The following is a 17,858-nucleotide window of genomic DNA, read 5'->3' as shown; positions in this document are numbered from 1 at the left end:
CGCAGCCCGGAGCTACCGTCGGCGCCGGTGTCGCGGGGTGTGCGGTCCTCGCGGCCGGTGGTGCCGACTTGTGTGGGATTCCCCAGGCGCAGTCAGGGCAGAGAACGCCGTACGGGACCCCGCTCCGTCCTCCTGTGCGGGGAGGACGGAAGCTTTTTGCCAGCCCATTGTGGACTAGACCACTACTGTGTGTCTATAGGCACGGGCCAGAAGCCAGATGAACTTCCCGTGAAGTCCCGGGGGTACCCTCCACAGCGTGCCCTCCATGAACGACCTCGTACGCCAGCACACCGCCCTGGAGGCGGAAGACCTCGAGTGGTTGCACCTGCTGGTGTCCGAGTGGCAACTGCTCTCCGACCTCTCCTTCGCCGACCTGGTGCTGTGGGTGCCGACCAAGGACGGGACGCGCTACGTCTCCGTGGCGCAGATGCGGCCCAACACCGGGCCGACCTCCTACCAGAACGACATGGTGGGCCACCTGGTGCCGCGCGGGCGCAGGCCGATGCTGGACGCCGCGCTCGACGAGGGCCGGATCGTACGGGAGGGCGATCCGGAGTGGCGCGAGGAGGTGCCGGTCCGGGTGGAGTCCATCCCGGTACGGCGCGCCGGCCGGGTCCTCGGGGTCATCGCCCGCAACACCAACCTGCTCACCGTCCGGACGCCCAGCCGTCTGGAACTGACCTATCTGCAGAGCGCGTCGGACCTGGCGCAGATGATCGCCGCGGGCTCCTTCCCGTTCCCCGCGGAGCAGGTCGACATGGACGCCTCGCCGCGTGCCGGGGACGGGCTGATCCGGCTGGACGCGGACGGGGTGGTGCAGTACGCCAGCCCCAACGCGCTCTCCGCGTACCACCGGCTGGGCCTCGCCACCGACCTGGTGGGGCTCCACCTCGGCCAGACCACCGCCGACCTGGCCCCTTCGCGCGGCCCGGTGGACGAGGCGCTGGTCAAGCTGGCCAGCGGCTGGGCGCCCCGGGAGACCGAGGTCGAGGGCAACGAGGCGATCATCCAGCTGCGCGCGATCCCGCTCAAACCCAAGGGGACGCGCATCGGTTCACTGGTTCTGCTCCGCGATGTCACCGAACTGCGCCGCCGCGAGCGGGAGTTGATGACCAAGGACGCCACCATCCGGGAGATCCACCACCGGGTCAAGAACAACCTGCAGACGGTGGCCGCCCTGTTGCGGCTACAGGCCCGCCGGATGGACTCGCCCAAGGCGCGCGGTGCGTTGGAGGAGGCGGTACGGCGGGTCGGCTCCATCGCCATCGTGCACGAGACGTTGTCGCAGAACCTCGACGAGCGGGTGCAGTTCGACGACATCGCGGACCGGGTGATGGCGATGGTCGCGGAACTCTCGCCCGGCCGGGTCGCCGCGGCCCGTACCGGCCGCTTCGGCATCCTCACCGCGGAGATCGCTACCCCGCTGTCGATGGTGCTGACCGAGCTGTTGCAGAACGCACTTGAGCACGGCTTCGGTCCTGGCCAGCGCGGCACGGTGGAGGTCGCCGCGCAGCGCGGCCCCGGGCGCCTGCTGATCACCGTCGAGGACGACGGCCGCGGCCTGCCCGAAGGCTTCGACCCGCAACGCGCGGGCAACCTGGGCCTGCAGATCGTCCGCACGCTGGTGGTGGGGGAGTTGAACGGCACCTTCGACATGCTCCCCGGCAAGGAGGGCGGCACCCGGGTGGTCCTGCACCTCCCCATCGAAGGCACGTGAGGCGGCCCAGCCGAAGGGGGGCAGCGGGCGAAGCCCCAGACAAGGCCCCAAACAGCATCAAGCCCCCGGCCGACGTAGTCGACCGGGGGTTGTTGCCTACTGCCTGTGCTCTGTCTGCATAGCGCGCGATCCGCGCTGCTGCTTCGGGGACTATGAGGCCTGTCCGGCAAGCCGGACAGGCTCAAGCACGTAACGGGCGGCGGGCGTCAGGCGCTGACGTTGCGCGCCCGGTTGCGAGCGGCGCGGCGCTTCATCGCGCGGCGCTCGTCCTCGCTGAGGCCACCCCAGACACCGGCGTCCTGACCGGACTCCAGCGCCCACTGCAGGCACTGCTCCATGACGGGGCAGCGACGGCAGACGGCCTTGGCTTCCTCGATCTGCAGCAGCGCAGGACCGGTGTTGCCGATCGGGAAGAACAGCTCGGGGTCTTCCTCGCGGCAAATGGCGCGATGACGCCAGTCCATGTCTGCTCCAACTCCTGTGGTGTTGCTGGCACGTTGCTTGTGAATGTGAACGCTTTCACGAATCCCCCCGCAGGCAACGGGCCGACAGCCAGTTGCCTGGCGCGGACCGCAGAAGGAAAGAGGATTCGGGCGACGAACGATGATCCAGGGGGTGCCCCGGAAGCGCCGTCCCGATCGCCATGTAGAGACTCGCAAACCTGGGCTGCGGATACAACCCCTTCCGGGAAGTTTTTTTGGATTCCTCGGTGTCGCCTCAGTCACAGCCGTACTTCCATGGGGTGCAAGTGAGGCTAAACGTTCGAGTGAAAGGACTTTAGGCCCTAGCACTCACACAATCACACGCAGTGCACGGCGAACGCCTGTGAAGGTCGCGCTCACTCGCAGCCCCAGGTGGTCACCGTCCACCTGAAAGGGCAGCGGAACCTGTGATTGCAAGGTGAAGTCGGTCAGATCGTGCAGGGTCGTAACGTGCTTGCCGTGCGGACCGCGCTCCGGGGTTGACCGCAGCAGCTGACCGGCGTGCCGGGCGACCGCTGTCGAGGACAGCTTCGACAGGGCCAGCACGTCGAGCGCGGTGTCGAACGACGCCCGCGGCGTGGCGTACACCGGGCGGTTGCCGAAGAACGTCCAGGGCGAGGTGTTGCAGACTATGGCCAGGACCAGGTCCCGCAGCACCGTCTCCGGGCCCTCCGGGCCGACCCCCTCGGGTTCACTCAGAGTGAGCGTGCCATGTCGTCGGTTCCGCTCACCGAGAAACTGACGGACCATCTGCCGTACGTACAGCGCGTGCGTCGACCGCTTGCCGCGCACCCGCTGCTGCTCGACCCGGCCGACCACGCCCGCGTCGAAGCCGAACCCCGCGCAGAAGGTGAACCAGCGCGACGGCACCCCCTCGTCGTCCGTCCCCGGCGTGCCGCTGACCAGGCCGAGGCCGATGGTGCGCTCGCTGCCGTCGCGCAACGCGTCCAGCAGGGCGCCGGTCGCCTCGACGGCGTCGTTCGGAAGACCAAGGGCGCGCGCGAAGACGTTGGTGCTGCCGCCGGGTACCACCGCCAGACGGGGCAGCGCCTCGGGGGCCGGGCCGTTGTGCAGCAGTCCGTTGACGACCTCGTTGACGGTTCCGTCGCCGCCGAGCGCCACCACCAGCTCGACCGAACCGCTCTCCGCCGCGCGCCGCGCGAGGTCGCGGGCGTGACCGCGGTACTCCGTGGTCACCACTTCGAGCTTCAGATCGCTCGCCAGGGCGTGAATGAGGACGTCACGGGTCCGCGCTCCGGTGGTGGTGGCCTTCGGGTTGACCACGAGAAGCGCGCGCATGAGAGGAAGGGTACCCAGCGGCTGTCCGGTGGATCTTGCCGGACCCCGGACAGTGGTGGCCGGACGGTGCGAAAGGCGCGTGCGGGGCGCGGGCTACCCTGCTGGGGTGAGTCGCAAGCATGTAACCGCTCCGCAGGCCGCGCCCCCGGTCGCCCCCCGCGCGCCGCGGCTGACCGCCGCCGCGGCGCTCGCCGGTCTGGAAGGCGTGGCGCTGGCCGCGGGCGGGGTCTATCTGATGGCGACGGGGCTGTTCGGTCGGCACACCAGCACCCAGACCGCCGTGATGGGCGGGCTCACCGTGCTGGCGATGGCGGTACTGCCGCTCGCCGCCGCGTACGGACTGCTGCGGGCCCGGCGGTGGAGCCGGGGCCCCGCGCTGATCATCCAGCTGATCGCACTGCCGATCGCCTGGACGATGGGGCAGAACGGCGGCGCCCTGCTGGCCGCGGCGATCGGGATCGCCGCGGTGGCGGTGGCGGAGCTGGTGCTGCTCGTGCATCCGGCGGCCACCGCCGCGCTCGGCGTGGGACGGGCTGAGGGTTAGCGCTCTGCGGGGGCAGGCCCGCAGGGCCCCTCTACTCCTCGACCAGCAGCCTGTCCCGTAGCTGGGCGAGGGTGCGGGCCAGCAGGCGGGAGACGTGCATCTGGGAGATGCCGACCTCCTGCGCGATCTGCGACTGGGTCATGTTGCCGAAGAACCGCAGCAGCAGGATCTTCTTCTCCCGCGGCGGCAGCTGCTCCAGCAGCGGCTTGAGCGACTCCCGGTACTCCACGCCCTCCAGCGCGTCGTCCTCGGCGCCGAGGGTGTCGGCGACCGCCGGGGACTCGTCGTCGGTGTCCGGCACGTCCAGCGAGAGCGTGCTGTACGCGTTGGCCGACTCCAGGCCCTCCAGGACCTCTTCCTCGGAGATCTTCAGATGCTCGGCCAGCTCGTGCACCGTGGGCGCCCGGCCGTGCTCCTGCGACAGCTCTCCGGTGGCCGTGGTCAGCGCGAGCCGCAGCTCCTGCAGCCTGCGCGGCACCCGGACCGCCCAGCCCTTATCCCGGAAGTGGCGCTTGATCTCGCCGACCACCGTGGGCGTCGCGTACGTGGAGAACTCCACGCCGCGGTCGGGGTCGAAGCGGTTCACCGACTTGATCAGGCCGATGGTGGCGACCTGCGTCAGGTCGTCCAGCGGCTCACCGCGGTTGCGGAACCGTCGGGCCAGGTGCTCGACCAGCGGCAGGTGCATCTGCACCAGCCGGTTGCGCAGCTGCTCCCGTTCCGGTGAGCCCTCCGGCAGGCTGCTCAGCTCCACGAACAGCGCCCGCGCCCCCGACCGGTCCTGGGGACTGTGCGGTTCGTGCGCGCCGTCGACGTCCTGCCGCTCGACCTGGTCCATGGGCTCCGCCTGCCCCATCGCGTCCGTTCCGTCCGGGCGCGGCACGGGGTGGTGCCGCGCGTGCTGCAGCCGGTCCGCGGGGGTGGCCTGGGCGGGCACGGCGAGGCCGCGCCCGGCGGGACCCGTACGGCGTGCGGCCTGCTCGGCCAGCTCGGTGGCGCGTTCCGGGGTCAGTTCCCGAGGAGAGTCAGTGCTCATGGCGATCCCCCGTTCCGTTCACGGTTGAACCGTAATCGCCCGGCACGCATACCGGGACACGCTGGCCACGCGGGGGGCCGGACCTACGGCCGCCGCGGTGTGCGCGGTCGCCGGGGCTCCCGCGGAACCCGAGGACTTCCTGCATCTGGGATCCTCACGACTGTCCAGGGCCGGCGCCGCGCTTCTTGTGCAGGCTGATGCTGACCGTGTTGTCCTCGGCCACGCTGGAGTCCACCTCACCGGCCAGTGCGGACAGCACCGTCCAGGCGAAGGTGTCGCGCTCCGGGGCGCGGCCGTCGGTGGTGGGCGCCGATACGGTCACCCACAGCGCGTCCTCCACCAACCGGAAGACGCATGAGAGCACGCTGCCGGGGACGGCCTGCTGAAGCAGGATGGCGCACGCCTCGTCCACGGCGATGCGCAGGTCTTCGATCTCGTCGAGGGTGAAGTCCAAGCGGGCTGCGAGTCCGGCGGTCGCCGTTCGCAGTACCGAGAGGTAGGCCCCCGCCGCGGGCAGCCGGACCTCCACGAAGTCCTTCGACCCGGGCTCGCCTGCGATCTGGGACACCCTCACCTCCAAGGTGGCACACGGTGGTTGAGCTTGCTGGCGGCCGTTCCGCCGCGCATGACGGTGGTACGGCTGGTACGCGGCCGGTACACTCCGAGTAACAGCACTCGGCGCATACCGTTCGCGCATACCGTTCAGGGACGGTATCGCGATCTGTGCCCCGGTGTCGCCCGGACCAAGCACGCCTGTCCCCTTAGAGGAGCTCAGTTTCAGCACCTCCCGGTTGTCACTCATGGTAAGCCTATGAGTACGGACAGTGGCTAGAGGTCTGCGGTCTCAATTCGAAAGCGGTATCGCGTCGTTGGGCTTCGGCGAGGCCGGAGTGACGGTTGAGGCCAGGGCGCGCAGTGGTTCACCGGTCAACCGGTGGACCGTCCACTCGTCCATGGGCACCGCGCCCAGCGACTTGTAGAAGCCGATCGACGGCTCGTTCCAGTCAAGCACCGACCACTCGAAGCGTTCGTACCCCCGCTCCACGCAGATCCGGGCCAGCTCGGCCAGCAGCGCCTTGCCGTGCCCGGCGCCGCGCGCCTCGGGGCGTACGTACAGGTCCTCCAGGTACACGCCGTGAGTGCCGGTCCACGTCGAGTAGTTGCGGAACCACAGCGCGAAACCGACGGTCCGAAGCCCACTCCCGGTGGGCTCCTCCGCGACCAGCGCGAAGGCGGCCGGGTGCTCGCCGAACAGCGCGTCCTGGAGCTGCTCCGGGGTGGCCCGCGCGTCGTCCAGCGACCGCTCGTAATCCGCCAGTTCACGAATCATGGCGTGGATCGCCGGGATGTCTGCGGTGGTCGCGGCTCGAATCATGCCCCCCAGGCTAACCGGACGGTCAGACATCCGGACCCGGACGGGACGGCGATCTCATGGAACCGGTTCGGCGGGGCATCGCAACGGCGGGATCAGCCGGTGATGACCGCCGCCACCCTGGTACCGGGAGCGAAAACGCCTTCGGCCGCGAGGGCGTATGTCCCGTAGAGCATTTTCGCCACGTACGTCAGGTCGGGGGCCAGTCCGTGCCGTTCGGTGAACTCGCTGGCGAATTCCCGTAGTTCCGGTGTGATGCGCGCGTAGCCGCCGAAGTGGAAGCGCGTGTCGAGCCGCCAGTCGCCGCGCCGAGCGCCGAACGCGGCCTGTTGCAGCCGCTGGATTTCGCCGTCGAGGAATCCGCCGCCCTTGAGCACCGGAAAGCCGATCGCCCGCTGCGTGCCGGGGTCGAGCCCCGCCGCCAGCCCGGCCAGCGTGCCCCCGGTGCCGCAGGCGACGGTGACCACGTCCGCGACGCCGCGCAGCTCACGACCGAGGTCGGCGCATCCGGTGGCGGCGGCCGCGTTGCTGCCGCCTTCGGGGACCAGGTAGAAGGGCCCGAACCGGTGCTCCAGCTCGGCGATCACCTCGGGCTCGGTCTTGCGCCGGTACGTCGCGCGGTCCACGAAGTGCAGCCGCATCCCGTCCTCGACGGCCCGTGCCAACGACGGGTTCAACGGCCGCCCGGCCAGCTCCGCCCCCCGCACCACGCCGATGGTCCGCAACCCCAGCAGCCGCCCGGCCGCCGCCGTGGCCCGCAGATGGTTCGAATACGCCCCGCCGAAGGTGAGCAGCACACCGTGCCCACCGTCCACGGCCGCCTGGACGTTGAGCCGCAACTTGCGCCACTTGTTGCCGGTAATCCGGGGATGTATCAGATCGTCCCGCTTCAGCAGCAGCTCGACCCCGCACCGCGCCAGCCGCTCGTCGACCACGGCCACCACCGGTGAGGGCAGCCGGGGCTCAAGTGTGTCAAGGGACAGGGGCACGGTCACCCGGCCATTGTCGCCGAACCCCGTGGGCGCTCGCGCACCGAAAAGCCGACCGCCCCGGTCCGTGCGGACGGGGGCGGTTGGTGATCTGTGAAGGTGGTGTCTTCGCAGACGCGGCTTCTGCCGGAACGGCCGAAGAAAGCTGACGAGGCGTCAGGCCTTCTTGGTCTCCCAGAAGATCTTGTCGATCTCGGCGATCAGCTCAAGGGCCTTCTCGCCGGTCTTCGGGTCGTTGGAGCCCTTGGCCGCGCTCAGGGCCTTGAGGGTGTCGTTCACCAGCTGGTGCAGCTGCGGGTACTTCTCGAAGTGCGGGGCCTTGAAGTAGTCGCTCCACAGCACCGAGACGTGGTGCTTGGCCAGTTCGGCGCGCTGCTCCTTGATGATCAGGGCGCGGGCGCGGAAGTCGGCGTCCTCGTTGGCCTGGTACTTCTCCTGGATAGCCTTGACGGACTCGGCCTCGATACGGGCCTGGGCCGGGTCGTAGACGCCGCAGGGCAGGTCGCAGTGGGCGCTGACCTTGACCTTCGGCGCGAACAGGCGAGAGAACATGGCTGTCCTTCCTTGTGATCGTCTTTGCAGGTGGGACATTACTCCCTGGGTGGCCTCATTTCCCGGGTGCCCCCTGGTGCTTAGGACAAAAGTCTGGTGTCACCCTGGAGCCGGTGGAGGAACTGACAGGAGGCTCGGCATGCGCCAGCAGGGGGCAAGGCTGCCGTTCGGACTCGCTGAGGTGACGGGGCCTTCGATGGTGCCGACACTGCGCCACGGGGACCAGTTGCTCGTTCGGTACGGAGCGCCGGTGCGTGCCGGTGACGTGGTCGTGCTGCGGCACCCGTTGCAGCAGGACCTGCTGATCGTCAAACGGGCGGTGGAGCGGCGGGACACCGGCTGGTGGGTGCTGGGGGACAACCCGTTCGCCGAGTCGGACAGCCGGATGTTCGGGACGGTCCCCGACGAGTTGCTGCTCGCCCGGGTGCTGGGGCGGTTCCGGCCGCCGCGCGGGCTGCGGCGGTCACCCGCGGCGGCGGTCTCCTGGGCGGTCGGGGCGTTGCGGCCGGTGTGGTCGGGCCGTTCCATCTCCCGCCGGGCGCGGGCGCGTTAGCGCGGTCACCCCTGAGCGTTCTGCTGCTGCTCCTGGCGTTTGCGGGCGCGGTACGCGGCCACGTTGGCCCGGGTCGCGCAGCGGTCCGAGCAGTAGCGGCGGGAGCGGTTGGTCGAGGTGTCGATGTAGGCGTTGCGGCACGAGGCGGCCTGGCAGATGCCCAGCCGGTCCGCGCCGAGTTCGGTGAGCTGGACGGCCAGGCCCATGCAGGCGGTCGCGGTGTAGGCGGCCGTGGCGTTGTTGGCGTGGTCGGCCAGGTGCATGTGCCACTTCGGGCGGCCCTGGTCGTCCAGGTCGCCGTGGCCGGAGATCTGCGGGCTGACCGGGTACTCCAGCATCAGCGCGTTGAGCAGGTCCACCGCCCGTACCTCGTCGCCCTCGGCGGCGGTCTCGAAGACCGTGCGCAGCCTGGTGCGCACCGCGCGCAGCCTGGTCACGTCGGCGTCGCCCGCGCGGCGGGCGGCCTGGCGGTTGGCGCCGAAGAGTTCGCGCACCGCCTCGACCGAGGAGAGGGTGTCCTCGCCGTGGTCCGGGCGCTCGGTGTTCACGAGCCGCACGGCGTAGTCCGAGTAATAAGCCAGTTCCACTTGCGGTCCTTACTCAGTGCGGTCTAAGGTCAAGCCTGCGGCAGCGCGGTAATGGGCGCAACCGCTACCAGGGTATTACGAAGCAGGGGGTGACCGTGATGACGGAAACAGGCATCGTTCCCGCCGACTGGCAAGCATGGCAGCACAGCTGGGACCGCCAGCAAGAGTGGTACCTGCCGGACCGCGAGGAGCGGTTCCGGGTGATGCTCGACCTCGTGGAGGCGGTGGCCGGTCCGGCGCCGGTCGTACTGGACCTGGCGTGCGGCACCGGCAGCATCTCCGACCGGCTGCTCAAGCGGCTGCCCGACGCGCGGTCCACCGCGCTCGACCTGGACCCCGCGCTGCTCACCATCGCCCAGGGGTACTTCGCGGACGAGCCGCGGATCCAGTTCGTCACCGCCGACCTGCGGGATCCCGACTGGCCGCGGAAGCTACCGCACCGCGAGTACGACGCGGTGCTCAGCTCGACCGCGCTGCACTGGTTGCGCACCGAGTCGCTGGCTCGGGTGTACGGGCAGATCGCGGGCGCGCTCAAGGACGGTGGGGTGTTCATGAACGCCGACCACATGCCGGATCCGGGCACTCCGCGGATCAACGAGGCCGAGCGGGCGCTGCGGCACGCCCGGATGGAGCGCGAGCGGGCCGGCAGCGGGGTCCCCGACTGGCGGGAGTGGTGGCGACTGGCCGCCGCCGACGAGCAGTTGGCGGACGCGGTCGCCCGGCGGTACGAGATCTTCGGCGATCACGCGGACGGGGAGCCGCATCCCGTCGAGTGGCATGCGCGGACTCTGCGGGAGGCGGGGTTCAGCGAGGCGCGGGCGGTGTGGCGGTCCGTTCCGGACGCGGTGGTTCTGGGCCTGAAGTAGGTCCAGGTCGCAGGTCTGGGGTGCGGCTTGTCCGGACCGCCGGGCCGCGCCGTGGGGGTTGCTCGCCGTTGCGGCGGATTCGTTTGGGGGCAAGTCCCCAAGTCCCCAAGCCCCCAACTGCGCAATATGCCTGGCGGCTTGGGGTTCGTCCCAAGCCGCCAGGTAGCAACATGTTTAAGAGGTTCGGGGGACTTGCCCCCGAAGATCCCTTACCGCCGGGCGACGCCCTCCGCGCGGGCCGCCGCCGCGACCGCCTTCGTCACCGCCGGAGCGACCCGCGGGTCGAAGGGGGACGGGATGACGCAGTCCGCGCTCAGCTCGTCGTGGACGACCGCCGCCAGCGCCTCCGCGGCGGCGATCTTCATCCCCTCGGTGATGCGGGAGGCCCGGACCTGGAGGGCGCCCGCGAAGATGCCGGGGAAGGCCAGCACGTTGTTGATCTGGTTCGGGTAGTCGCTGCGGCCGGTGGCGACCACCGCCGCGTACTTGTGCGCCACATCCGGGTGGATCTCCGGGTTGGGGTTGGCCATGGCGAAGATGAACGCGCCCTTGGCCATGGTGGCGACCGCCGACTCCGGCACCGTACCGCCGGAGACGCCGATGAACACGTCGGCGCCGGACAGCGCGTCCTCCAACGTGCCCGTGATGCCCGCCTTGTTGGTGAAGCCCGCCAACTCCCGCTTCACGTCGGTCAGATCGGTACGTCCCTGGTGCACCACGCCCTTGCGGTCGGTGACCGCGACATCGCCGATGCCCGCCTCCACCAGGATCTTGGCGATCGCCACCCCGGCCGCGCCCGCACCGGAGATCACCGCCCGCAGCTCGCCCAGCGCACGACCGGTCAGCGCCGCGGCGTTGCGCAGCGCCGCGAGCGTGACGACCGCCGTACCGTGCTGGTCGTCGTGGAACACCGGAATGTCAAGGCGCTCCTGCAGCTTGCGCTCGATCTCGAAGCAGCGCGGCGCGGAGATGTCCTCCAGGTTGACGCCACCGAACGAGGGCGCCAGCCGGACCACCGTCTCCACGATCTCGTCCGCGTCCGTGGTGGCGAGCGCGATCGGCACCGCGTCCACCCCGCCGAACTGCTTGAACAAGATGGCCTTGCCCTCCATCACCGGCAGCGACGCCTCCGGACCGATGTCACCGAGACCCAGCACCGCCGTACCGTCCGTGACCACCGCGACCACCTGGGACTTCCAGGTGTAGTCATGGACCAGTTCGGGCTGCTCCGCGATCGCGGTGCACACCTTGGCGACGCCCGGCGTGTAGGCGAGCGACAGGTCGTCGCGGTCGCGCACCGGCACCGTCGCGCTGATCTCCATCTTGCCGCCACGGTGCAGTGCGAACGCCGGATCGATCAGTTCCTTCTGATCGGCGTCGCTACGAGGGTTGATGATCTCCGCTGCCACAATTGACCCCTTTGTCGAAATGCTTGTTGAGGGTACTCCCCCCGGTTAGGGGAGGGCGGGGCGGCGTCCGACGTCCCCGCGGTGGGAGGTGTACGGCCGCCGTGCGCGTCGCACTCACGCGCACTGGACCCCGGGTGAGGGGTGGAAAGATCCGTTCTACCGGATAACTGTTTCTACTGACGAGTCCATAAATTTTCCTTGCCGCACCCCAAACGCCCGGTTAATTGCCGTCGTTGCCTGAATGCCGGGAAGTCGTGTGCGGGATGTGTGACTCGTGCAGCGGTGCCCACCGTGGTCCGGCCCTGGTGTACCGGCCCGATGGGGCAACGGGGATCGCCCGTTTTCCGATTTTGACACACCCGGCTGGCGAATGGGTGGCGAGCGCATCGTGAGCAGTGCGGATCACACCCGGCGGATCACACCGGGCATGACAGTCGAAACGAAAGCTTTCGGCAGCACTGGTACGGGTGATGTGCGTCGCTTCACGGAGCGGGGGCTGGTGAGCAAACGCCGGTGGGATTAGCTTCGTGACCATGTTCGCCGCGTATGCCACTAGTTTCGACCGTGATCAGCCGCTCACCGGACTGGAGTTGGGGGAGCGCCCCGAACCGGACGCGCGGCCGGGGTGGACGGTCGTGGACGTCAAGGCCGCCTCGATCAACCACCACGACCTGTGGTCGCTGCAGGGCGTCGGACTGAGCGAGGAGAGCCTGCCGATGATCCTGGGCTGCGACGCGGCCGGGGTCGACGCGGACGGCAACGAGGTCGTCGTGCACTCGGTGATCGGGCAGTCCGGGCACGGGGTCGGCCCGCGTGAGCCGCGCTCCATCCTCACCGAGCGCTACCAGGGCACGTTCGCCGAGCGGGTGGCGGTACCGGCGTGGAACGTACTGCCCAAGCCCAAGGAACTCACCTTCGAGCAGGCCGCCTGCCTGCCCACCGCATGGCTCACCGCGTACCGGATGCTGTTCACCAACGCGAACGTACGGCCCGGTGACTCGGTGCTGGTGCAGGGCGCGGGCGGCGGTGTGGCCACCGCCGCGATCGTGCTCGGCAAGGCGGCGGGGCTGCGGATCTTCGCCACCAGCCGGGACGCGGTGAAGCGGATGCGCGCCGTCGAGTTGGGCGCGGAGGAGGCGTTCGAGCCGGGAGCGCGGTTGCCGCACCGGGTGGACGCGGTGATCGAGACGGTGGGCGCGGCCACCTGGTCGCACTCGGTGAAGTCCCTGCGGCCCGGCGGTACGTTGGTGATCTCCGGCGCGACCAGTGGCAACACCCCGAAGGCCGGGGAGCTGAACCGGATCTTCTTCCTCGAACTGAAGGTCGTCGGCTCCACGATGGGCACCAAGGAGGAGCTGGCGGGGCTGCTCAGCTTCTGCGCTTCCAGCGGGGTTCGGCCGGTGATCGATTCGGTGCTCCCGCTGGACCAGGCCCGGGAGGGCCTGGCGAAGATGGCCAGCGGTGAGCTTTTCGGCAAGGTGGTGCTCACGGTTTGAGGCCCCCCGGGGCTTCGCCACGGGGGTGAGGCCGTTTTCGGCAGCCGCCGGAGCGCGCCGCGGGGGCTTGCGACCGCCGGGCCGCGCCGCGGGGACCGGCGGTGCCGCGGTATTGACCAGCCGCCTCCGGCCGCGGGCACTCTTCACTTCCGCAGTATCGCCCCGATGTGGGCCGCCGCCGTCGACAAGTGGCGCCGGACGTCGCGTAGTTGGGCGGCCGTGATGCCGTGGTCGCGGGCGGCGTCCCGGATGTCGTCGCGGAAGCGGTCCAGCAGGCGTTCCAGGTCACGGGACGGGTTGGTGGAGGCCGTGTCGTCCTCCGCCGCCCACTCGGGCACATGCTCCTGCGCGGGCTCCGGCCGGACGGACGACGGCCAGGGGGTGTGCGGGAGGTCCTCCATCGCGCCCCGCGGGGGTACGCCGCCCTCCGGTGGGCGCGGGGTGTCCTCCGGGGGCCTGCCGAAGCGGCTCATCTCGCGGGTGAACCGGGCCAGGCCCTCCTTCATCGCGCCCTGCCAGTCGCCCTGCCGGGCGTGCTCCTGCACCTCGTCCTGCACGCTGCGGACGATCCGCTGCATCTCCTCGCGGGCGAACGCCTGGGCGTCCCTGGCCTGTTGGCGCGCGGTGTGCGCCTCCTCCCTGGCCTTACGGCTCTCCTCCTTCGCCCGCCGCGCCTGCTCCTGCCACTCCTCGCGCAGCCGGAGGAACTCATCGTGGTCCCGCAGCCGCCGGGACTCACCGCGGCCGCCAGCGTTACGGGCCTGTTGGGCGGCCTCGCGGACCTCGCGGCGCAGATCGCTGGCGGAGCCGCGGACGTCCTCGCGGATCTCGGCGGCCAGTTCGGCGACCGAGTCCCGGATCTCCTGTTCGAGGTCGGCCAACTCGCCCTGTCTGGCGGCGAGTTCGGCCCGGCCCGCGCCGGTCAGCGAGTAGACCTTGCGGCCGCCCTCGGTGGTGTGGGTGACCAGGCCCTCCTTCTCCAGTTTGGCCAGCCGCGGGTAGACGGTTCCGGCCGAGGGCGCGTACAGGCCCTGGAAGCGCTCCTCCAGCAGCCGGATCACCTCGTAGCCGTGCCGCGGCGACTCGTCCAGCAACTTGAGCAGGTACAGCCGAAGGCGGCCGTGTGCGAAGACCGGGGCCATCTCAGATGTCCTTCCGCAGCGAGGGGGTGTCCGCCGGTTCCGCCGGTTCCAGCGGTGGCCTGCGCAGCAGCGCGATGGCGCCGGAGACGGTGGTGGCCTTGAGCCGGGCGGCGCCGGTACCGATCCGGCCCGAGATCCGCTTGGCGCCCCACTGGTCGGTGACCCGCAGCTCGTCGAAGGCGCAGGAGACCGCGCCGCTGGCGGTGTTGGCGTCGACCTCGGCGTCGCCGGGCTCGGGGATGCGGATGGCGATCTCGCCGGAGACGGTGTTGAGCTGGACCGCGGCGCCCGCCGACGGGTCCAGGTCCAGCACCATGTTGCCGCTGACCGAGTCGGCCTTGACCTGGGAGCCGGTGCCCTCGACCACGGTGAGGTCGCCGGAGACGGTGCTGAACTTCAGGTCGCCGGAGAGGGCCTGCGCCTCGACGTTGCCGGAGACGCTGTCGGCCTCCACCGGGCCGGAGATGCCGACCAGGGTGGTCTCCCCGCCGACGCTGTGCACCGCGGTGCGGCCGCTGACCCCGGAGATCACGGAGGTGGCGCCGATCGCGCCGACCTCCACCCGGGTGTCCGCCGGGACCGCGAGCGAGACCACGGCCTGGCGCTTCCAGCTCTTGCGGTCCAGCCAGCCGAGTAGCCCCTTCTTCCAGGGCACGTCCTCGTAGCCGACGGTGAGCTGGCCCGCTTCATGGGTGACGATCAGCGGTGGCCCCTCGATCTCGGAGACCTCCAGCCGGGCCGAACCCTCGTCCGTTCCGACCACGTTGACCGTTCCGCCGACGATGCGGACGTGCAAAGCGGTGACGGGGCCGTCGAAGCTGATCTTCTGCGGTTCCGCCACGGTCCACGCATGGGCTGACATCCGGGCCTCCCGAGACTGGGTAGACGCAACATATCGCGTCCTCTGCTAGACACGATATATCGCGTACCAGGGAAGTCAAGGAGAGACCCGGAATCCCTCACTCCCAGCTCAGTCCTCGTCGTCGTCGAGCCGCGCCAGCCAGGTGGCCAGCCGCTCGACCGGGATCTCGAACTCGGGGTTGAGGTCGACGAACTCACGCAGCCGCTCGGCCAGCCACTCGAAGGTGACCTCCTCCTCGCCGCGCCGGTCCTCCAGCTCCTCGATGCCGCGGTCCGTGAAGTACAAGGGGTGCTCCAGATCATCAAACAGGGACGTTTTCGGCCAGCTTAAGACCGCCCGGCCACCCCTTCGCCCGCAGGCCCGAGGACGCCCGCACCGGGCCGAGGGCACTTTCGCGCCATCCCCTTAATTCACAGCCGTCCGGCGACTAGCCTGATCTTCCACCACGTCGCACACGGTGCGGGCTCCTCGCCCCGCCGGGGAGTGGAGGGGGCCATGGGGGAGCGTGTCGAGCGCATCGAACTGCCGGACGGTACCGAGGTGTGGGCCCGGCTGTCCGGGCCCGTCCTCGCGGACGGCGATGACGACGGGGGCTACGGGGACTACGAGGACGTCGGCGCCCTCGACGGTGTCGTCGCGAGAGTCCAGCACCTGCGCGGGCTGATCACCGGCGTCGCCGCCTCGGTACGGGACGCGGCGGCGCAGGCCGCGCCCGACGAGGTCAGCGTCGAGTTCGGGGTGGAGCTGGCGGTCAAGTCCGGCGCGATCGTCAGCGTGCTGGCCGACGGCGAGTCCCGGGCCGCCCTCACCGTCACGCTGACTTGGCGGGACCGCTTCGGCCGGGAGCCCGAGCCGCCCCGGCCCCCCGCCGCGCACCCCCGGTCCGCGCTGGACGGCATGCCCGGCACCGTACCGCTGCCGCCGACCCCGCCCGCACCATGAACCCCGCACCGCACCCCGCCGAGGCCGAGGCCCGGTTGCGCGAGCTGGCCCGCGAGGTGGCCGTCGCCGTCCTGGCCGCCCCGGACGAGGCGGCGGAGTTCTGGGGCAGCGGCCTGCTGGTCGCCCCCGAGTGGGTGCTGACCTGCGCCCACGTCCTGGTGCGCCGGGACGGCCGGATGGGCCGCCGCAAGTGGGCCGGTGACGGCGAGATCGGGGTACGGGTCGGCGAGCGGGTGGTGCCCGGCCGGACGGTGTACGCGCTGCCCGGCCCCGAGGAGCTCACCGGCTGGGAACTCGGCGACGAGCGCGAGTACGAACTCGCCCCCGATCTCGCGCTGATCAGGTTGACCGAACCGGTGGAGCACGGCTGTGCCTGGCTGAGCGACCGCGCGGTCCCGCCGGTCAGCGGCCGGGTCGCCGCCGTCGGCTGGCGGAAGTCCACGGAGGCCATCGACCCCTGGGACGGCACCTGCACCGTCCCCGGCAACGACCGGATCGACGTCTTCCGGCTGGGTCCCGACTCCGAGATCCCGGCCGGGGTCTCCGGCAGCCTGGTGGTCGACCTGGCGCACGGCCGGGTGGTCGGGGTGGTCAAGGCCCGCCGCCGCAGCCGCGACGGCGGCAAGGCGGTACTGCTCACCGCGCTGCGCGCACTGGCCGAATCCCAGCCGCTGGCACCGGAGTTGGCGCTGGAACCCGACCCGTACCAGGAGCTGCTGCGCGGCCATGACCGCTGGCACTACCGCCAGCAGCGCCCCCGCCGCCAGGCCCGCGCCACCTGGATCGACGTACAGGGCCAACTCTCCGACGTGATAGGCGAGTGGACCCCGTACGACCGGGCCAGGGCGCTGGGGCTGCTGGCCGAACTGCCGCCGCCGCGCAGCGGAGGCGTGGTACAGCGGCTGGTGGAACGGGTGCTGGGGCCCGGTACGGTGCACGACCCGCTGCCGGTCGCCTGGCGGGACGGCCACGGTCTGCTGTACGAGCCGGAGGACGGCAAGCAGTTGCTGGCCTTCGTCACCTATCTGGTGCTGGTCGCCGAGGAGGTCAGGGCGCAGGACCCGGCGGGCGCACAGGAGTTGCTGGAGTTCGCCATGAGCCGGGCGATCTCGCTGCCCGCGCCGGACCGCAACCGGCTGATGGAGATGGCCGAGGCGATGACCGCACAGGCCCCCGGCGGGCAGGCCTCGGTGCTGGTGGCGCTGGCGCCGGTGGTCTGGGAGGAGGACCGGCCGGTCAGGTTCCGCTGGGAGATCCAGCTGGTCCGCGCGCCGGGTGACCGGCAGATCACCACGGTGTGCGACGAGCGCGACGGCGTCGGCTTCGAGGAGGCGGTCGCCCAGATCCAGGAGCCGCTGGCGCTGGCGCTCGACCGGGCGGACGGCGCCGGACGCCCGGCCACCGTCGAACTCGCGCTGCCCGTACACCACTTCGACACCGCCGCCCATCTGTGGACCCCGCACGGCCGACGGCAACGGCACCGCCCGGCCCGGCCGATGGGCTCCCGGCGCCCGGTGGTGGTCCGGGATGTGGACCGGGTGCCGCCCACCGCCGAGTGGCTCGGCCGGTGGAACGGCATCGCCCACAGCACCGGGCTGACCCCGCTGACGCTGCCGGTGCTGGACCGCAGCCCCGGCTATGAGAAGCTGCGCAACGCCCCCTTCGAGTCGGTGCCCGTGCTGTGCGGCCCGGTGGGCGACGGCGAGGGGCTGCAGACGATGTACGACGTACTGGACGCGGGCCACGGCATCGCGCTGTGGTCCGCCGAGCCGCATCCACCGGGCGGCTGCGGACCGCGGTGCGGCGTCTTCCGGCGCGAGGCGGAGCAGTTGCTGGCACGTGTGACGGGCGCCGCCGAACTCCCCGAGGCGATCAGGGTGCTTCGGGCCCGCACCCATGACCTGCGGGACATCCCCGGCTCCAGCGCCGCTCAACGCTGGGCCGAGCACCTGGTGTTGCTGTACGACGACGCGGACAGCCCGCTGCCCGGCTTCGGGGGCGCACGGTGAG

General features: G+C 70.8%; 19 protein-coding genes. 7 read left to right on the top strand and 12 right to left on the bottom strand.

Annotation, left to right across the window (positions count from 1 at the left end; translation table 11 throughout):
* Window positions 1–265 precede the first annotated feature (265 nt).
* The gene (locus tag NON19_RS12670; protein ID WP_255927424.1) at window positions 266–1,717 is read left to right on the top strand and encodes a sensor histidine kinase; all 1,452 of its coding nucleotides are present in this window, start codon (window positions 266–268) and stop codon (window positions 1,715–1,717) included.
* Between the two features lie 206 nt (window positions 1,718–1,923).
* On the opposite strand, the gene NON19_RS12665 is transcribed toward NON19_RS12670, so the two are convergent.
* Window positions 1,924–2,181, bottom strand: coding sequence for a WhiB family transcriptional regulator (locus NON19_RS12665; RefSeq protein ID WP_109452013.1), 258 nt, complete (start codon window positions 2,179–2,181; stop codon window positions 1,924–1,926).
* Window positions 2,182–2,508: 327 nt separating this feature from the next.
* The gene (locus NON19_RS12660; protein ID WP_255927422.1) at window positions 2,509–3,498 is read right to left on the bottom strand and encodes a diacylglycerol/lipid kinase family protein; all 990 of its coding nucleotides are present in this window, start codon (window positions 3,496–3,498) and stop codon (window positions 2,509–2,511) included.
* Window positions 3,499–3,604: 106 nt separating this feature from the next.
* Between NON19_RS12660 and NON19_RS12655 the strand changes: the two genes are divergently transcribed.
* Window positions 3,605–4,042, top strand: coding sequence for a hypothetical protein (locus tag NON19_RS12655; protein WP_255927420.1), 438 nt, complete (start codon window positions 3,605–3,607; stop codon window positions 4,040–4,042).
* 31 nt (window positions 4,043–4,073) lie between these two features.
* Here the strand turns inward: NON19_RS12655 and NON19_RS12650 are convergent, their stop codons facing one another.
* From NON19_RS12650 to sodN, 5 genes are all read right to left on the bottom strand, one after another.
* Window positions 4,074–5,078 (bottom strand): RNA polymerase sigma factor SigF, encoded by a 1,005-nt coding sequence (locus NON19_RS12650; RefSeq protein ID WP_255927418.1) that lies wholly within the window; start codon window positions 5,076–5,078, stop codon window positions 4,074–4,076.
* 154 nt (window positions 5,079–5,232) lie between these two features.
* Window positions 5,233–5,646, bottom strand: coding sequence for an ATP-binding protein (locus tag NON19_RS12645; protein WP_255919192.1), 414 nt, complete (start codon window positions 5,644–5,646; stop codon window positions 5,233–5,235).
* A gap of 276 nt (window positions 5,647–5,922) precedes the next feature.
* Window positions 5,923–6,453 (bottom strand): GNAT family N-acetyltransferase, encoded by a 531-nt coding sequence (locus NON19_RS12640; RefSeq protein ID WP_255927416.1) that lies wholly within the window; start codon window positions 6,451–6,453, stop codon window positions 5,923–5,925.
* A gap of 92 nt (window positions 6,454–6,545) precedes the next feature.
* Window positions 6,546–7,445, bottom strand: coding sequence for a 1-aminocyclopropane-1-carboxylate deaminase/D-cysteine desulfhydrase (locus NON19_RS12635; RefSeq protein WP_255927414.1), 900 nt, complete (start codon window positions 7,443–7,445; stop codon window positions 6,546–6,548).
* A 150-nt stretch (window positions 7,446–7,595) separates the two neighbouring features.
* On the bottom strand, window positions 7,596–7,991 hold the full coding sequence (gene sodN, locus NON19_RS12630) for a superoxide dismutase, Ni (RefSeq protein ID WP_255927412.1): 396 nt from the start codon (window positions 7,989–7,991) through the stop codon (window positions 7,596–7,598).
* Between the two features lie 139 nt (window positions 7,992–8,130).
* Between sodN and sodX the strand changes: the two genes are divergently transcribed.
* The gene (gene sodX, locus NON19_RS12625) at window positions 8,131–8,544 is read left to right on the top strand and encodes a nickel-type superoxide dismutase maturation protease (protein ID WP_255927410.1); all 414 of its coding nucleotides are present in this window, start codon (window positions 8,131–8,133) and stop codon (window positions 8,542–8,544) included.
* A 5-nt stretch (window positions 8,545–8,549) separates the two neighbouring features.
* Here the strand turns inward: sodX and NON19_RS12620 are convergent, their stop codons facing one another.
* Window positions 8,550–9,131, bottom strand: coding sequence for a CGNR zinc finger domain-containing protein (locus tag NON19_RS12620; RefSeq protein WP_255927408.1), 582 nt, complete (start codon window positions 9,129–9,131; stop codon window positions 8,550–8,552).
* Window positions 9,132–9,229: 98 nt separating this feature from the next.
* Here NON19_RS12620 and NON19_RS12615 point away from each other — a divergent pair, with 98 nt between their 5' ends.
* The gene (locus tag NON19_RS12615; protein WP_255927406.1) at window positions 9,230–9,997 is read left to right on the top strand and encodes a class I SAM-dependent methyltransferase; all 768 of its coding nucleotides are present in this window, start codon (window positions 9,230–9,232) and stop codon (window positions 9,995–9,997) included.
* Between the two features lie 209 nt (window positions 9,998–10,206).
* On the opposite strand, the gene NON19_RS12610 is transcribed toward NON19_RS12615, so the two are convergent.
* Window positions 10,207–11,406 (bottom strand): NAD(P)-dependent malic enzyme, encoded by a 1,200-nt coding sequence (locus NON19_RS12610; protein ID WP_255927404.1) that lies wholly within the window; start codon window positions 11,404–11,406, stop codon window positions 10,207–10,209.
* Window positions 11,407–11,939: 533 nt separating this feature from the next.
* Here NON19_RS12610 and NON19_RS12605 point away from each other — a divergent pair.
* Window positions 11,940–12,902: a zinc-binding dehydrogenase gene (locus NON19_RS12605; RefSeq protein ID WP_255927402.1), complete on the top strand. Its 963-nt coding sequence runs from the start codon at window positions 11,940–11,942 to the stop codon at window positions 12,900–12,902.
* 143 nt (window positions 12,903–13,045) lie between these two features.
* Here NON19_RS12605 and NON19_RS12600 read toward each other — a convergent pair whose 3' ends face one another.
* The 3 genes from NON19_RS12600 to NON19_RS12590 form a co-directional block, all read right to left on the bottom strand.
* Window positions 13,046–14,044: a PadR family transcriptional regulator gene (locus NON19_RS12600; protein WP_255927400.1), complete on the bottom strand. Its 999-nt coding sequence runs from the start codon at window positions 14,042–14,044 to the stop codon at window positions 13,046–13,048.
* 1 nt (window position 14,045) lies between these two features.
* Entirely contained in the window at window positions 14,046–14,906 is an 861-nt protein-coding gene (locus tag NON19_RS12595; RefSeq protein ID WP_255927398.1) for a DUF4097 family beta strand repeat-containing protein, read from the bottom strand.
* Window positions 14,907–15,014: 108 nt separating this feature from the next.
* On the bottom strand, window positions 15,015–15,191 hold the full coding sequence (locus tag NON19_RS12590) for a DUF6104 family protein (RefSeq protein WP_255927396.1): 177 nt from the start codon (window positions 15,189–15,191) through the stop codon (window positions 15,015–15,017).
* A gap of 210 nt (window positions 15,192–15,401) precedes the next feature.
* Between NON19_RS12590 and NON19_RS12585 the strand changes: the two genes are divergently transcribed.
* A complete protein-coding gene (locus NON19_RS12585; protein ID WP_255927394.1) occupies window positions 15,402–15,848 on the top strand; it encodes a CU044_2847 family protein in 447 nt (148 codons plus the stop codon).
* Window positions 15,845–17,857: a VMAP-C domain-containing protein gene (locus tag NON19_RS12580; RefSeq protein WP_255927392.1), complete on the top strand. Its 2,013-nt coding sequence runs from the start codon at window positions 15,845–15,847 to the stop codon at window positions 17,855–17,857. Before NON19_RS12585 ends, NON19_RS12580 begins: the two co-directional genes overlap by 4 nt.
* Window position 17,858: the final 1 nt, after the last annotated feature.

It is taken from the genome of Streptantibioticus rubrisoli (assembly GCF_024436055.1).
Classification (GTDB): domain Bacteria; phylum Actinomycetota; class Actinomycetes; order Streptomycetales; family Streptomycetaceae; genus Streptantibioticus_A; species Streptantibioticus_A rubrisoli.
The sequence above is the reverse complement of the archived record's forward strand: the minus strand, read 5'-3'. Positions and strand labels throughout refer to the sequence as shown.

What these genes read in the sequence shown, in the direction of transcription:
- NON19_RS12595 (WP_255927398.1), bottom strand. Translation starts at nt 14,906, where the DNA reads ATGTCAGCCCATGCGTGGACCGTGGCGGAACCGCAGAAGATCAGCTTC.
- NON19_RS12650 (WP_255927418.1), bottom strand. Translation starts at nt 5,078, where the DNA reads ATGAGCACTGACTCTCCTCGGGAACTGACCCCGGAACGCGCCACCGAG.
- NON19_RS12580 (WP_255927392.1), top strand. Translation starts at nt 15,845, where the DNA reads ATGAACCCCGCACCGCACCCCGCCGAGGCCGAGGCCCGGTTGCGCGAG.
- NON19_RS12660 (WP_255927422.1), bottom strand. Translation starts at nt 3,498, where the DNA reads ATGCGCGCGCTTCTCGTGGTCAACCCGAAGGCCACCACCACCGGAGCG.
- NON19_RS12585 (WP_255927394.1), top strand. Translation starts at nt 15,402, where the DNA reads ATGGGGGAGCGTGTCGAGCGCATCGAACTGCCGGACGGTACCGAGGTG.
- NON19_RS12665 (WP_109452013.1), bottom strand. Translation starts at nt 2,181, where the DNA reads ATGGACTGGCGTCATCGCGCCATTTGCCGCGAGGAAGACCCCGAGCTG.
- NON19_RS12670 (WP_255927424.1), top strand. Translation starts at nt 266, where the DNA reads ATGAACGACCTCGTACGCCAGCACACCGCCCTGGAGGCGGAAGACCTC.
- sodN (WP_255927412.1), bottom strand. Translation starts at nt 7,991, where the DNA reads ATGTTCTCTCGCCTGTTCGCGCCGAAGGTCAAGGTCAGCGCCCACTGC.
- NON19_RS12640 (WP_255927416.1), bottom strand. Translation starts at nt 6,453, where the DNA reads ATGATTCGAGCCGCGACCACCGCAGACATCCCGGCGATCCACGCCATG.
- NON19_RS12605 (WP_255927402.1), top strand. Translation starts at nt 11,940, where the DNA reads ATGTTCGCCGCGTATGCCACTAGTTTCGACCGTGATCAGCCGCTCACC.
- NON19_RS12600 (WP_255927400.1), bottom strand. Translation starts at nt 14,044, where the DNA reads ATGGCCCCGGTCTTCGCACACGGCCGCCTTCGGCTGTACCTGCTCAAG.
- NON19_RS12615 (WP_255927406.1), top strand. Translation starts at nt 9,230, where the DNA reads ATGACGGAAACAGGCATCGTTCCCGCCGACTGGCAAGCATGGCAGCAC.
- sodX (WP_255927410.1), top strand. Translation starts at nt 8,131, where the DNA reads ATGCGCCAGCAGGGGGCAAGGCTGCCGTTCGGACTCGCTGAGGTGACG.